Here is a 14,664-nt window from a genome sequence, read left to right on the forward strand (position 1 = left end):
TTTATTCTAGCCATAAATAAAAAATCTGTCATCAGTAATAGATGAAAATCTATTACCAACAACAGATATTGTAGAACCGTTTTTCTTTAGGCGATAAGACATGTGTTTTTCGATAAGTTAGAGAAACGTAGAATTTATCTAAATCGTCGTCATCGATTGGAATGGCTACCAAGTTATCTTTAGGGCTAATGGCTTGTTCAGTTAAAAAGGAAACACCTAAATCTTCAGAGACAAGTTGTTTTAAAAGTTCGACATCTTGTGTCCGATAACGTATGTGAACTTTAATACTATGTTCGTTACAGAGTTTGTTAAACGTATTGTGATGAATGAAGTCATTCGAAAGAGAAATGAAATTGATGTTGTTGAGATCCTTAATTTTTATCTTTTTAAGTTTAGCTAAGGGTGAATTGAGGGAAACGATAATCTTAAAATCGCTTTTGGTTAAGACTTTTGATTTAATGGCATGACTTTCAATTGGTTCGTTTGAACCCAGCAAAGCAATGTCAATTTCACCAGAACGAAGCTGATCAAGTAATTTCCCTGAACCAGCTTCGATATTATCTAAGTCATCTAAGATATCAGACTTACTAAGTTCTAAGGCCAGAATTGGGAAATAATAGTTTCCGATGATTGGCGGAAGACCAAAACGAATTGGGGCCTTGAAATTGTGATGCATGTCTTTTTTTATTTCTTCCACTTCACGATTAATTATATCGGTATGCTTATATAAAACTTTTCCATGGGGACTGATTTTAATTTTACGATGTGCTTGATTACGGTTGATAAGTTCCACATTAAACTCTTTTTCAAGTCGCTGAATGGCCATCGAAATGGTAGGTTGACTTACGCCAAAATACTCAGAAACTGTAGTATAACTTTTTAGTTCCACTAATTTATTAAAGTAAATTAAATCTTGTAATTTAATAGGATCACCTCATATAAAGTTTGTTTATGTAAATTATATATTTGACAATTACTTTCTCTGTGAATTAATATACAGGTAGTTTATTAATGTAATAATACTACAAAAAGGAGTCTTATTTATGTCAAGAGGACAAGAAATTGTAAACAATCCCTTTTTAAACAAGGGAACTGCATTTACTGAAGAAGAACGTAAGACCTTAAATCTCCAAGGAATGTTACCTCCACGGGTACAAACTTTAGAAGAACAAACTGCTCGAGTATACGAAGAATACTTAACTAAGAGCAATGATTTAGAAAAACGTGTTTACTTAATGAGTATTTTCAACGAAAACCGCGTGCTTTTCTATGCTACTTTCGCTGAACACGTTAGTGAATTTATGCCAATCGTATATGATCCAACCATTGCTGACTCAATTGAAAACTACAGTCGTATGTACGTTAACCCACAAAACGCTGCTTTCTTATCAATTAACCAAGATGATAAAGAAACCATTCGTCAAAGCCTAATCAATGCCGCTGAAGGCCGTAACATCAAGTTATTAGTTGTAACTGATGGTGAAGGAATTCTTGGAATTGGTGACTGGGGAACTCAAGGAATTGATATCCCAGTTGGTAAATTAATGGTATATAGTGCTGCTGCTGGAATTGATCCTTCAGAAGTACTTCCAATTGTAATTGATGCTGGTACTACTAGAAAAGAATTACTTGAAGACCCATTATACTTGGGACTTGATCAAGAACGTGATTACTCAGAAAAATACTACGACTTCGTTGACAAGTTTGTAACAGAAGCCGAAGATTTATTCCCTAACCTTTACCTTCACTTTGAAGATTTTGGTCGTGCAAATGCTGCCAACATCTTAGACAAATACAAAGACAAATACTTAGTATTTAATGATGATATTCAAGGAACTGGAATCATTGTATTAGCTGGGGTCCTTGGTGGACTTAACATTTCTGGCGAAAAAATGGTTGATCAAAAATACCTTTGCTTTGGTGCCGGTACTGCCGGAGTTGGGATTGCTCAACGGGTTGCTGAAGAAATGGTTCAATCAGGTTTATCAGAAGAAGAAGCTAAGAAACGTTTCTACATGGTTGACAAACAAGGTCTCTTGTTTGACGACATGCCTGACTTAACTCCTGGTCAAAAAGAATTTGCTAGAAGTCGTTCAGAATTTGCTAATTCAGAAGACTTAACTGATTTACTTTCAGTGGTTAAAGCAGTTCACCCAACCATCATGGTTGGTACTTCAACTGTTCACGGTGCCTTCACTGAAGACGTTATTAAAGAAATGGCTGCTCACACTGAACGTCCAATCGTGATGCCAATTTCAAACCCAACTAAGTTAACTGAAGCAACTGCTGCTGATGTAATTAAATGGTCAGATGGTCGTGCTTTAGTTGCTACTGGAATTCCAAGTGCTCCAGTTGAATACAACGGGGTTACTTACGAAATCGGTCAAGCTAACAACGCCCTTGTTTACCCTGGGATTGGTTTAGGTGCCATCGCCGCAACTGCTACTAAGTTAAGCGACAAGATGATTTCAGCTGCTGCTCACTCATTGGGTGGAATTGTTGATCCAAACCAACCAGGTGCTGCAATCTTACCACCAGTTGATCAATTAACTGAATTCTCACAAACAGTTGCCAACTCTGTTGCTCAAACTGCCGTTGACGAAGGTATTACTCGTGAAACAATTACCGACGTTAAGGCTGCCGTTGAAGCAGAAAAATGGTACCCAGTTTACAAAGAAGTTAAATAATTTAATGTTAAGCAAAATTCGTTCGTATTTACTACGAGCGTTTTTTGTTTTTTTAAACTAAATTTAGGAGATGAATTTTAGATGACAGCATTCTTAACCTCATTATCAAGTGTGGGTGAAATTGTTTTAGTAATTGCGTTAGGATTTTGGTTGCGTAATTCAGGCCGTTTAGGTGATACCTTTAAAAATAATATTTCATTCATCATTATGGATATCGCATTACCAGTTTCGATTTTTATGTCAGTGGTAACTAAGCTAAATCGAAACAAATTACTTAGTTTATCCAGCAGTTTATTCTACGTCTTTTTGAGTTTCTTACTGGGGTATGTCATTGCGATTGCTTTAGTTAAAATTTTTAAGATTCAAAAGGGACGACGAGGCACGTTTATTAACATGGCGGTCAATGCCAATACGATTTTCATTGGAATGCCATTAAACTTGGCCTTATTCGGTGATCAAGTCTTACCATTTTTCTTGATTTACTACCTCATGAATACCATCTCAGCTTGGGCAATTGGAATCTTCTTTATCTCTGCTGATGATCCAACTAAGGTCAAAGGCGAAAAAAATGCCGCTGGCTTTAATTGGAAGAAGTTACTGCCAGCTCCTTTGATTGGATTCATTATGGCCTTAGTTTGGTTAATCTTGGGCTTACCAATTACCTTTATCGTGCAGCCCAAGGGATTTCCTATGTTGGGAAACACCTTCGAAATGATAGGTGGCTTAGTAACTCCATTGTCACTAATCTACATTGGAATTATTTTGGCCGATGCGGGATTGAAATCAATTCACTTTGACCGGGACTCAGTGCTAGCTTTAGTGGCCCGGTTCGTGATTGCACCGGCCATTATGCTTTCAGTGTTGATCTTCTTTATGCACACTGGTGCTACAATTCCAAGTATGGAAACGAGTACTTTTGTAATTCAAGCTGCTGCGCCATGTTTAGCTGTTCTTCCAATTTTAGTTGGTCGTTCTCACGGAGACGTTGGGTATGCAACTAACGTTGTGGTAACGAGTACCGTCTTGTTCGTGGTGGTCGTGCCAATTTTGATGGAAATTTTAACGTTGATTTAATTGAAAATAAAATCTTAAAAAAACATCCGTAGTAATTTACGGATGTTTTTTTGTGTCCTAAAATAGAAGTTAAACCATCAAGATGAAAGGGTAATGAATAAAATGAATGAAAAACTAAACCAAGTACGTGCATATTCTGAAAAAATGATGGCTGGCGATCATTCTGGTCATGGCTTTGACCATATTGATCGAGTTATCAACATGGCTTTAAAATTATTAACGAATGAACCAGCAAACGGGGAAATTGTTTTGACTGCTGCTTATCTGCACGATGTGTTTGATGATAAGTTAACTGATGACGTTGCTGGACGCAAAGCAGATGTCCGTCAGAAATTGGCTGATTTTGGTTATTCAGCTGCTGAAATTGAACAGGTTTTTGCGATTATTGAACATATGTCCTTTGCTGATAACTTAGAAGCACACCAAGAACTTTCTAAAGAAGGACAAATTGTGCAAGATGCCGATCGATTAGATGCAATTGGTGCAATTGGAATTGCAAGAACCTTTGCTTATGGCGCAGTTCATGGCAATAAAATGTATGACCCCAAAATTAGACCACGCCGGAAAATGACGCGGGATAATTATCGTGATGGAAGTACGACGATTAATCATTTCTACGAAAAACTATTTAAAATTGCGGATGAAATGAATACGCGAACTGCGAAAACGATTGCCTACGAACGGAAAGTTTACATGCAACGGTTTGTGGAAGAATTTAAATCAGAATGGAACGAACTCTAATCAACTAGAAGTTATTTGAGGTGCGATGATGACCAAGCGAATTGATAAAGTCCGTAACTATGCTTACAAAATGATGAATGGTGATCAAACTGGTCATGGTTTTGACCACGTTCAGCGGGTCGTTAATAACTCCCAAAAAATTCTGCAAAATGAAACGGCCAATGTCGAGCTGGTACTAACGGCCGCTTATTTGCATGATGTGTTTGATGATAAATTAACTGATGAGGTGGCTGGCCGCAAAGCCGATGTTCGCCGTCAGTTAATTGCGTTTGGCGGGGTCTATGATTATCCGATGTACGACCCAAACGAAACGCAAGTTAGTCATACCAAGACTGAGTATCGGAAACCACGAGCCACGATTAATCACTATGAAGAACGGATGAACGAAGTGATTAAACGCTTTAATACGGACACAGGAAAAGAATTTGCCCAATATCGGTTTGCGGTGGCGGAATTCATTCAACAATTTAAAGCAGAATGGGAAAACAAAGAGCTTTAGGAGAAAATTGTGAAAAATACGAATAAGATTTCACTTGCTGGCATGATTATTGCCATCGGGATTGTTTATGGTGACATTGGAACTTCGCCACTGTATGTCATGAACGCGATTATTAATGATGCTAAAGCGTCAATGAACATTACACCAGCCTATGTCATAGGTGCGATTTCGTTGATCTTTTGGACGTTAATGATTATCACAACTTTTAAATACGTTGTTTTAGCGATGAACGCTGATAACCACGGGGAAGGTGGGATTTTCTCACTGTATGCCTTGGTCAAAAAGAACGCCAAATGGTTGATTATTCCTGCTTTAGTTGGTGGAGCTTCCATCTTAGCTGATGGAACGTTAACGCCCGCAGTAACAGTGACTTCAGCCGTGGAAGGCTTAAAAAACCAAAACTTTGGAATTAATCAACATACCGTTTTAATCATTACGACGATTATTTTAATTTTAGTGTTTATGTCGCAACACTTTGGGACAGCGGTCATTGGACGTTTATTGGGACCAGTGATGACGCTTTGGTTTATTTTCTTAGGCGTCTTTGGAGTAATTAATATTTTTAGTTATCCGCAAATTATTCAAGCTTTGAATCCTTTAAAGGCTCTGGAAACGCTTTTCAGTCCTGCAAATAAATCGGGAATCTTTATTTTAGGAAGTGTGTTTCTTGCTACTACTGGTGCCGAAGCCTTGTATTCTGACATGGGACACGTGGGACGAGCAAATATTCGCATGACTTGGCCCATTGTGTATACTGCTTTGACCTTAAACTATTTGGGGCAAGGTGCTTGGATTATTAATCATTATCAAAGTCAGAGTTTTGCGACTCATTTTACTTCGATTAACCCTTTCTATGGCATGTTACCGAATGCCTGGTTAATTTTTGGAACGATAATTGCGACATTAGCTGCCATTATTGCTTCCCAAGCTTTGATTACTGGATCATTTACCTTAGTTTCCGAAGCAATTGGGCTTAAATTATTGCCACGGATGATTATTAAACATACTGGTAATACCAAAAGCCAAATTTACATTCCGATGGTGAACTGGTTGCTCTGTGCGATTACTTTAAGTGTCGTTTGGTACTTTGGTAGTTCAGAAAAAATGGAAGCTGCTTATGGACTTGCCATTACTGTGACGATGCTAATGACGACGATTTTGCTTGGAGAGTACATGAAAGATCAATATGGTAGCAAAGTTGCGATTCCTGTCGTCCTCTTCTTTGGTAGTATTGAAGTGGTCTTCTTCCTTGCCAGCATGGTGAAGTTTGTTCACGGTGGTTATGTCACGCTCTTCATCATGATGATTATTTTGTACGTGATGTGGGTTTGGTACTTTGGAAACAAAGCTCGTGAACGTTACGATCAAGAGAGTGAATATATTGATGTAATGCAATATCGTGATCAGTTAGAAAAATTAAGTGAAGATAAAAGCATTCCAATGTATTCTACGAACTTAGTTTATATGACAAAAATGCATGACGGTTATCAGATTAAACGAAACGTTATGTATTCCATTTTGGATGAAGATCCTAAAAGAGCTCAAGTTTATTGGTTTGTTTCAGTTAATGAAACGGATGTGCCATACGAAAGTAATTACACCGTTGATATGATGGGCACTGATAATATGGTAAACGTGCAACTTTACCTAGGATTTAAGAAAAACCAACATATTAGTACTTACTTACATCAAATTGTGGATAATTTGTTGCAACAGGGAATTCTTCAAAATCAAGTCCCTAAATATACGACGGAAAAAGGGCGTAAGATTGGAAACTTTAGGTTCGTCATTATTAAAGAAATGCCAAATGATTTGGTCTTTAATAACAGCATCAAACCGCTTGACCGTCATATGATTCGGGAACGAATTTACATGCAGAATTTGACGGCCTCACCAATTAATTGGTTTGGACTCGAATTTAGTGATGTTGTGCAAGAAATTTCACCACTCTTTATTTATAAAGAAATTGATGATTATCTAGTGCAACGAGAGATTGTTAATCGACCTAAGCCAACGGTTTATCAAATCAAACCGTTTGATCCAGATGATAAAGACTTCTATAAATAAAGCAGAAATTAAAGTTTCTGCTTTATTTATAGAAAACATATGTTATATTTAGCATATAACATATGGAGGAGCATTTTATGAATTTTTCAGTCTTAACCTTAACTTTTATTGCAATTAACATCGATTTTTTCATCATGTTAATTTTCTTGTTACAACAATTTTCGACGATTAAAGTTATGATTGGATATGCTTTGGCCGTTTTTGCCCTATTATTAGTTGGTTTTGTGGTGGGTGATGTCTTAGGCAAGTTTCTTCCAGAATGGATTTTAGGAATTTTAGGATTATTGCCGATTTACATGGCCTTTAAAGATGACGACGATGAGGCAGCTAGTACGGTTTCTAAATCAGCAATTTACACCGTCTTTGTGACTTATCTATCAGTCTGTACCGGTTGTGTACTTTCCATCTTTGTTCCCGTTTTAATTGGAAAGAGTTGGCTAGAATTTGGCGAAGCTAGTCTATATCTGCTATGCTTAACGGTATTAATTGTTTTACTAGCTAAAGCAGTTGAGAGTAGCCATTGGGTGCAGTCACTAATTGAAAAACACGGAGAAATTTTGATGAAGATTTGTTACGTTTTAATCGGAATTTATGTGTTATTCGATAGTGGATTAATCGCCCATCTAATTAAATTATTGTAGGATGATGAATTTTGAAAAACAGTTTTGATGATGAACTATTAACGGAGACCACTAAGATTTATAAAGTTTTGAGTAATCCGACGCGGGTGAAACTGCTTTATTCATTAGAATCAAACGAAATGACCGTCAATGAAATTGCGGAAAAATTAGATTTAGCTCAGTCTGTGGTTTCACATCAGTTGGCTATTTTGCGGGAGCATCAGCTAATCTCTTTTAATAAAAAAGGTAAATACGTCAGTTACACCCTGGATGATCCGCACATCTTAAGCATTATCGAGTTGACCTTTGATCACGTGAGTCATGTGATTAAACACGAACCACATCATTATAATTTTCGCTAAAATAAAATCCAACCTCAATTGAGATTGGATTTTTTGTTTATTCATAAATTTCGACAATATCAGCAAACTTACCGTGAACTAATTTAGCAATTGCTTCAGCATTCACTAATACTGAGCGCCCAATTTGACCAGATGAAACAATAATGTCGCCTTGTTCCTTGGCGCTTTCGTCAAAGTAAATAGGATAGCCTTTCTTTTCGTAAATTCCAATCGGAGTGTTAGCTCCATGTTCGTACGTGGTCGCTTGTACGAGGTCTTTCAAAGGAATCATCCCAACCTTCTTATTGCCAGAAGCTTTAGCTAGTTTTTTATAGCTCAAGCGGGCATCTAAGGGAACCACCCCGACTAACGGACCATTACCTTTGGCAGTTAAAGCAAGGGTTTTGTAAATTTGATGTTTCGGATAATCACCATCTGCTGTATTAATTTGGGAAACATCACCATCTTGATAGGTAGGAAAGATAATTTGTTGATAAGGAATTTTGTGTTGATCTAAGATTTGTTCCACTAAAGTTTTGTGGATTTTATTCTTTTTATGTGACATTCTTGAACACCTCTTACGATAATTTTAACATATTAAAAATTTCTAATGACAACTGGTTTTTTTTAATGTACAATAAATTTGAATTTAATATTGGTTTTATAGAAAAGGAGATTTTTCGGATGGCAGAAGCTAAAAAGAAGCACCATTTAATTGAATATGCTAATGGTAAATCATTAGACGAAATTAATGGTACTGTGGAAGTTCCAAAAAATATTGGATTTTGGAAAACATTATTAATGTATTCAGGACCAGGTGCACTAGTTGCGGTTGGTTACATGGATCCCGGTAACTGGGCAACATCAATCACTGGGGGACAAAACTTCCAATACATGTTAATGTCTATTATCTTGATTTCAAGTTTGATTGCGATGTTATTGCAATACATGGCAGCTAAACTTGGAATCGTGACACAAATGGACTTGGCACAAGCAATTCGTGCCCGTACTAGTAAAGGACTAGGAATTGTACTTTGGATTACAACTGAGTTAGCCATCATGGCAACTGATATTGCCGAAGTTATTGGGGGAGCCATTGCGCTTTACCTATTGTTCGGTATTCCAATTGTAATTGCTGTATTAATTACTGTTCTTGATGTTTTGGTATTACTTTTACTTACATCAATTGGATTTAGAAAAATTGAAGCCATAGTTTGTGCTTTGATTTTAGTTATCTTCTTCGTTTTTGCTTACGAAGTTGCATTATCAAACCCTGATTGGCTAGGAGCAATTAAAGGTTTAGTTCCAAGTATTGATACAGTTAAAGAAACTCCCGTTGTTCACGGAATGTCACCATTGGCTGGTTCACTTGGAATCATTGGGGCCACTGTTATGCCTCATAACTTATACCTTCACTCAGCTATCTCACAAACTCGTAAAGTTGATCATGATGATGAAGATGATTTAGCACGTGCCGTTAAATTCTCAGCTCTTGATTCAAACATTCAATTAACAATGGCATTCTTCGTTAATGCATTGCTATTGATCATGGGAGTTGCCGTATTTAAATCAGGTGCTGTTCAAGATACTTCATTCTTCGGACTTTACCAAGCTCTTAAAGATCCAGTGTTCATGAGTAACGGTTTATTAGCTAGTGTTGCTAAAACTGGTGTCCTTTCAACATTGTTTGCTGTTGCCTTGTTGGCATCAGGTCAAAACTCAACTATTACTGGTACTTTAACTGGTCAAGTTGTTATGGAAGGTTTCATTCACATGAGAATGCCACTTTGGGCACGTCGTTTAGTAACTCGTTTACTATCAATCATCCCAGTTTTACTTTGTGTATTGATGACTGCTGGCGATTCAAAGATTGCGCAACATACTGCTATGAATGATTTAATGGAAAACTCTCAAATATTCTTGGCCTTTGCCTTACCATTCTCAATGCTTCCACTATTGATGTTTACTAATAGTGAACTTGAAATGCGTGGTAAACGTTTTGCAAATGCAATGTGGATTAAAATTGCTGGTTGGATTTCAGTTGTTACTTTAATCTTCTTGAACCTTTACAACATGCCTAGTACTGTTGCTGGATTCTTCGGAGATGATATTACAGCTAGTCAAACTCACATGGCTAACACGATTGCTTATACTACTGATTTCTTAGTATTAGCCTTATTGATTTGGGTACTTTATGATATTTACAAATCAAACAAAGCTTTTACTGAAGAAGAAAAAGTTGGTAAACAAGAATCAACTAAATAATCAATAATCAAAAAGGATTTCCAATTCGTTGGGATGATGTGAACCCATAAAGTTGGACACATTATTTAGTTTTTCTAGGAGACAAGTTTTCGATATTGAATCGGAGACTTGCCTCCTAGTTTTGTTTTAATACGAAAATTATTGTAATAATAAATCCAATTCCTAACGGAATTTATTAATTCTTCTTTCGTACTAAAATTGTTTCCTATTTCAATTTTTAAAAGGTGAAAAAATGATTCAATAACCGCATTATCTAAACAGGTTGCTTTACGCGACATGCTTTGTGTAATGTGGTTTTTCTTTAGAAATTTATTTAATCGTTTATTTTGATAATGAACTCCTTGATCAGAATGGAAGAATCTTTTGAAGTGTGTTTTAGGTAGCTTTAAAATAGCTTCTTTAATTGGTAAAAAGACGGAATTAAAATCAGGATGGTTACTAATACTATATGAAATTATCTCTCCAGAAAATAAATCTAGCACTGGATTTAAATATATACGTTCATTTATACTTTGTTTTCCATACCTTAACTCTGTAGTATCTGATACTAACTTTTGAAATGGAATTGGTGTATTGAATCGACGATTCAATCTATTTTTAAATCTTTTACCAACATTATCCTTGTAAGAACTATATTTTCTTTTCTTTTTTCCAAAAGCCGACGATAAAAGATTATATTTTTTCATAATACGAAGAACACGTTTTTGATTAACGTTATATCCATCATTATTGAGAGCCATCGTAACTCTTCTATAACCATAGTTAGGATTGATTTCTTTAATATTATTTATTAACCTAATTATATTTTTATCTTTGTCTATTGATTGCGACGAAGTCGCATAGTAATAGTTACTTCTAGGTAATTTAACAGCTTTTAAAATGAAGCTAAGACTGACTTTGAATTTACGCCTTAGATCATCAATTACCTGATATGAACCCCATAAGTTGGACAAGAATCTAACTTATGGGGTTCATATCAGGAATCCTTTTTTTGATTCTGCTATACTTTAGATATTAATAAAGAACGAGGTAGTTGTTCAGTGGCTGATTTAGTTTATAAAAAAGTAATGCAAAATTTGAAAGATCGAATTCGGGCTAATGATTTTGAAAATAATCGTTTACCTGATGAACGAACGTTAAGTGAAGAATTAGGAGTTAGTCGAAGTTCAATTAAACGTGCTTTGGGAATTTTAGCCGAAGAGGGCGTGATTTTTAAAAAGCGCGGATCGGGAACTTTTGTTAATCCATTGTATTTAAAAAATAAATCTATTTTTCGCTATGAGGGCTCAAACTTAGGGATTACCAATAACTTGAAAAAGGAAGGGTATAATCCAACCATTAAAGTACTTGATTTTAAGGTGATTCCAGCTTCAAAAGAAGTTAAAGAAAATTTATTTTTACAATCTGAAGAGTTTGTATACGAAATTAAACGACTTCGTTTATTAAATGATCAAGGAATTATTATTGAAAATAGTTATATTCCAATTAAGATTGCTCCAGCATTAACAAAAGAAATTGTGAGTCATTCTTTGTTCGATTATTTTGCCAAAGAATTACATCATACGGGGACCAAATCTTTTATGTCAATTGAAACTCAACCTTCAAATAAAAATGATCAAGCCCTTTTAGACTTAAAACCGACAGAACCAGTTGGCATTATGGAAGGGGTCTTTTTCCTAGATGATGGGACACCTTTTGAAGTTTCTACAATGCGAATTCACTACAAATATTTTAGTTACAATACGTTTGTTAATCTCTCAGATTAGCTTTCTAGGAAAGCGGATACAACGCTTGCAACATCACATTTGAAATTGATACGTACCAATCTTCAAAAAGTTTGACTTTTTGTGAAATGTTGTTAATATAGATTGTGTAGCTGAGTTAGATTTTTAACTTAATCATATTTTAAAATCAATCATTTGGTTGATGATTATTAAAAGGAGTGTTATTGCATGTCAGTAGATTACAATTCAAAAGAATACTTTGACAAAATGAAGCAATATTGGAACACTGCCAACTATCTTTCAGTTGGTCAATTGTTCTTGCGTGCCAATCCTTTATTGAAGAAGCCTTTGACTTCTGAAGATGTAAAGGTTAAACCAATCGGACATTGGGGTACAATTGCATCACAAAACTTTATTTACACACATTTAAACCGTGTAATTAACAAGTATGACTTAAACATGTTCTATATCGAAGGTTCAGGTCATGGTGGTCAAGTAATGGTTTCTAATTCATACATGGATGGAAGCTATTCAGACATTTACCCAGAAATTACTGCTGATGAAGCAGGAATGGCTAAATTATTCAAACAATTCTCATTCCCAGGTGGTATTGCATCTCATGCTGCTCCTGAAACACCAGGTTCAATTCATGAAGGTGGAGAATTAGGTTACTCACTTTCTCACGGTGTTGGTGCTATCTTAGATAACCCTGACGTTATTGCTGCCGTTGAAATTGGTGATGGTGAAGCTGAAACTGGTCCTTTAGCTGGATCATGGTTCTCAAGCTCATTCATTAACCCTGTTACAGATGGTGCTGCACTTCCAATCATTAACTTAAATGGTTTCAAGATTGCTAACCCAACTATTTTCAACCGTACTTCTGACGAAGACTTACGTAAGTACTTCGAAGGTTTAGGTTGGAAACCTTACTTTGTTGAAACTAACGAACCTCATGGTACTGACGTTGACGAAGCAAACGTTAACTTAGCAAAAGCTATGGATTCAGCTATTGAAGACATCTTAGCAATTCAAAAGAATGCTCGTGAAAACGAAACTGCTGAAACTGCTACTCGTCCACAATGGCCAATGATTATCTTCCGTTCACCAAAAGGTTGGACTGGTCCAGAATACAACGCTGAAGGTCTTCCTATCGAAGGTTCATTCCGTGCTCACCAAGTTCCACTACCTCTATCAGCTGATGATATGGGTACTGTTGATGAATTTGTTAAATGGATGGAAAGCTACAAGCCAGAAGATTCATTTAACGAAGATGGTAGCCTTAAAGATTACCTTAAGGAATTAGCTCCTAAGGGTGACAAACGTATGTCAGTTAACCCAATTACTAATGGTGGAATCAATCCTAAACCATTAGACTTACCTGATTACCGTGATTATGCTTTAAACATTGAAACTCCAGGTCAAATGGAAGCAATGGACATGGTTGTATGGTCAGCATGGGTTCGTGATACTATGAAGAAAAACCCTACTAACTTCCGTGCCTTTGGTCCTGATGAAACATGGTCAAACAGAATCTGGGATATCTTCGAAACTACTAACCGTCAATGGGAACGTACAATCGATGATCCTTATGATGCACACATGGCTTACTATGGTCGTGTTATTGACTCACAATTATCAGAACATGATGATGAAGGTTGGTTAGAAGGTTACGTATTAACTGGTCGTCACGGTTTCTTTGCTACTTATGAAGCATTCGGTCGTGTAGTGGATTCAATGCTTACACAACACTTCAAGTGGTTAAGAAAAGCTGCTGAAATGGAATGGAGAAACCAATATCCTTCATTGAACTTTATTGATTGTTCAACTGTATTCCAACAAGATCACAATGGCTACACTCACCAAGATCCAGGTCTTATCAACCATCTTGCTGAAAAGAAACCAGAATTCATTCGTGAATACTTCCCAGCTGATGCTAACACATTATTAGCTGTTTCAGATGTAGCTTTCTCAGATTACGAAAAGATTAATTTGATTACTACTTCAAAACACCCTCGTCCACAATGGTTCAATATTGACGAAGCTTCAAACCTTGTTAAAAATGGTTTAGGTTACGTTGAATGGGCTTCTACAGACCAAGGTGCAAAACCTGATATCGTTATTGCTACTGCTGGTGTTGAACCAACACTTGAAGCATTAGCTGCTGTATCAATCTTACACAAACGTTTCCCAGAAATGAAGATTCGTTTCATTAACGTTGTTGACTTGTTGAGATTACGTAATCCTAAGCTCGACCCTCGTGGTTTAACTGACGAAGACTTTAACAACTTGTTCACAACTGATACTCCAATCTTGTTTGCATTCCACGGTTTCGAAGATATCATCAGAACTATCTTCTTCGATCGTGACAACAAGAATGTTGATGTCCACGGTTACCGTGAAAATGGTGATATTACTACACCATTTGATATGCGTGTTCTTAACCAACTTGATCGTTTCGATTTGGCTAAAGATATCGTTAAAGACATCCCTGGTTTAGCTGAAAGCAACATGGACTTCATTCAAGAAATGAACGATATGATTGACAAGCACAACCACTACATTAGAACTGAAGGTACTGATTTACCAGAAGTTACTAACTGGAAATGGGAACCACTTAACAAATAATTTAATTAGTTGTTAAAAATA

Annotated in this window: 13 protein-coding genes; 10 read left to right on the top strand and 3 right to left on the bottom strand. The window is 36.3% G+C overall.

Annotation, left to right across the window (positions count from 1 at the left end):
* Positions 1 to 52 precede the first annotated feature (52 nt).
* Positions 53 to 925 (bottom strand): LysR family transcriptional regulator, encoded by an 873-nt coding sequence (locus PY770_RS01130; protein ID WP_275046091.1) that lies wholly within the window; start codon positions 923 to 925, stop codon positions 53 to 55.
* A gap of 118 nt (positions 926 to 1,043) precedes the next feature.
* Between PY770_RS01130 and PY770_RS01135 the strand changes: the two genes are divergently transcribed.
* The 7 genes from PY770_RS01135 to PY770_RS01165 all read left to right on the top strand — a co-directional run bounded on the left by PY770_RS01135 (position 1,044) and on the right by PY770_RS01165 (position 8,050).
* Positions 1,044 to 2,687, top strand: coding sequence for a malolactic enzyme (locus tag PY770_RS01135; RefSeq protein ID WP_275046001.1), 1,644 nt, complete (start codon positions 1,044 to 1,046; stop codon positions 2,685 to 2,687).
* 81 nt (positions 2,688 to 2,768) lie between these two features.
* A complete protein-coding gene (locus PY770_RS01140) occupies positions 2,769 to 3,761 on the top strand; it encodes an AEC family transporter (RefSeq protein ID WP_103428842.1) in 993 nt (330 codons plus the stop codon).
* A 93-nt stretch (positions 3,762 to 3,854) separates the two neighbouring features.
* The gene (locus PY770_RS01145) at positions 3,855 to 4,502 is read left to right on the top strand and encodes an HD domain-containing protein (RefSeq protein WP_014081543.1); all 648 of its coding nucleotides are present in this window, start codon (positions 3,855 to 3,857) and stop codon (positions 4,500 to 4,502) included.
* Positions 4,503 to 4,527: 25 nt separating this feature from the next.
* Complete coding sequence (locus tag PY770_RS01150; protein ID WP_275046002.1) at positions 4,528 to 5,001, top strand: HD domain-containing protein; 474 nt, start codon at positions 4,528 to 4,530, stop codon at positions 4,999 to 5,001.
* A 6-nt stretch (positions 5,002 to 5,007) separates the two neighbouring features.
* On the top strand, positions 5,008 to 7,068 hold the full coding sequence (locus tag PY770_RS01155) for a KUP/HAK/KT family potassium transporter (RefSeq protein ID WP_395350445.1): 2,061 nt from the start codon (positions 5,008 to 5,010) through the stop codon (positions 7,066 to 7,068).
* Between the two features lie 77 nt (positions 7,069 to 7,145).
* Positions 7,146 to 7,709, top strand: coding sequence for a cadmium resistance transporter (locus PY770_RS01160; protein ID WP_275046003.1), 564 nt, complete (start codon positions 7,146 to 7,148; stop codon positions 7,707 to 7,709).
* 11 nt (positions 7,710 to 7,720) lie between these two features.
* Positions 7,721 to 8,050: an ArsR/SmtB family transcription factor gene (locus PY770_RS01165; RefSeq protein WP_275046004.1), complete on the top strand. Its 330-nt coding sequence runs from the start codon at positions 7,721 to 7,723 to the stop codon at positions 8,048 to 8,050.
* 37 nt (positions 8,051 to 8,087) lie between these two features.
* Here the strand turns inward: PY770_RS01165 and PY770_RS01170 are convergent, their stop codons facing one another.
* Entirely contained in the window at positions 8,088 to 8,594 is a 507-nt protein-coding gene (locus tag PY770_RS01170; protein ID WP_014081547.1) for an aminoacyl-tRNA deacylase, read from the bottom strand.
* A 119-nt stretch (positions 8,595 to 8,713) separates the two neighbouring features.
* On the opposite strand from PY770_RS01170, the gene PY770_RS01175 reads away from it, so the two are divergent.
* Positions 8,714 to 10,294, top strand: a complete 1,581-nt coding sequence (locus PY770_RS01175) for an Nramp family divalent metal transporter (RefSeq protein ID WP_275046005.1) — start codon at positions 8,714 to 8,716, stop codon at positions 10,292 to 10,294.
* A gap of 74 nt (positions 10,295 to 10,368) precedes the next feature.
* Here the strand turns inward: PY770_RS01175 and PY770_RS01180 are convergent, their stop codons facing one another.
* A complete protein-coding gene (locus PY770_RS01180) occupies positions 10,369 to 11,247 on the bottom strand; it encodes an IS3 family transposase (protein ID WP_275046006.1) in 879 nt (292 codons plus the stop codon).
* A gap of 87 nt (positions 11,248 to 11,334) precedes the next feature.
* Between PY770_RS01180 and PY770_RS01185 the strand changes: the two genes are divergently transcribed.
* Both PY770_RS01185 and PY770_RS01190 read left to right on the top strand, forming a co-directional pair.
* On the top strand, positions 11,335 to 12,060 hold the full coding sequence (locus PY770_RS01185; protein ID WP_056958600.1) for a GntR family transcriptional regulator: 726 nt from the start codon (positions 11,335 to 11,337) through the stop codon (positions 12,058 to 12,060).
* Between the two features lie 186 nt (positions 12,061 to 12,246).
* Complete coding sequence (locus PY770_RS01190; RefSeq protein ID WP_103428836.1) at positions 12,247 to 14,643, top strand: phosphoketolase family protein; 2,397 nt, start codon at positions 12,247 to 12,249, stop codon at positions 14,641 to 14,643.
* The last annotated feature ends 21 nt before the right edge of the window (positions 14,644 to 14,664 follow it).

This window comes from Fructilactobacillus sanfranciscensis, assembly GCF_029023685.1.
Taxonomy (GTDB): Bacteria; Bacillota; Bacilli; order Lactobacillales; family Lactobacillaceae; genus Fructilactobacillus; species Fructilactobacillus sanfranciscensis.

Coding starts and splice junctions, on each gene's coding strand:
- PY770_RS01135 (WP_275046001.1), top strand. CDS start 1,044: ATGTCAAGAGGACAAGAAATTGTAAACAATCCCTTTTTAAACAAGGGA.
- PY770_RS01140 (WP_103428842.1), top strand. CDS start 2,769: ATGACAGCATTCTTAACCTCATTATCAAGTGTGGGTGAAATTGTTTTA.
- PY770_RS01190 (WP_103428836.1), top strand. CDS start 12,247: ATGTCAGTAGATTACAATTCAAAAGAATACTTTGACAAAATGAAGCAA.
- PY770_RS01170 (WP_014081547.1), bottom strand. CDS start 8,594: ATGTCACATAAAAAGAATAAAATCCACAAAACTTTAGTGGAACAAATC.
- PY770_RS01160 (WP_275046003.1), top strand. CDS start 7,146: ATGAATTTTTCAGTCTTAACCTTAACTTTTATTGCAATTAACATCGAT.
- PY770_RS01145 (WP_014081543.1), top strand. CDS start 3,855: ATGAATAAAATGAATGAAAAACTAAACCAAGTACGTGCATATTCTGAA.
- PY770_RS01175 (WP_275046005.1), top strand. CDS start 8,714: ATGGCAGAAGCTAAAAAGAAGCACCATTTAATTGAATATGCTAATGGT.
- PY770_RS01150 (WP_275046002.1), top strand. CDS start 4,528: ATGATGACCAAGCGAATTGATAAAGTCCGTAACTATGCTTACAAAATG.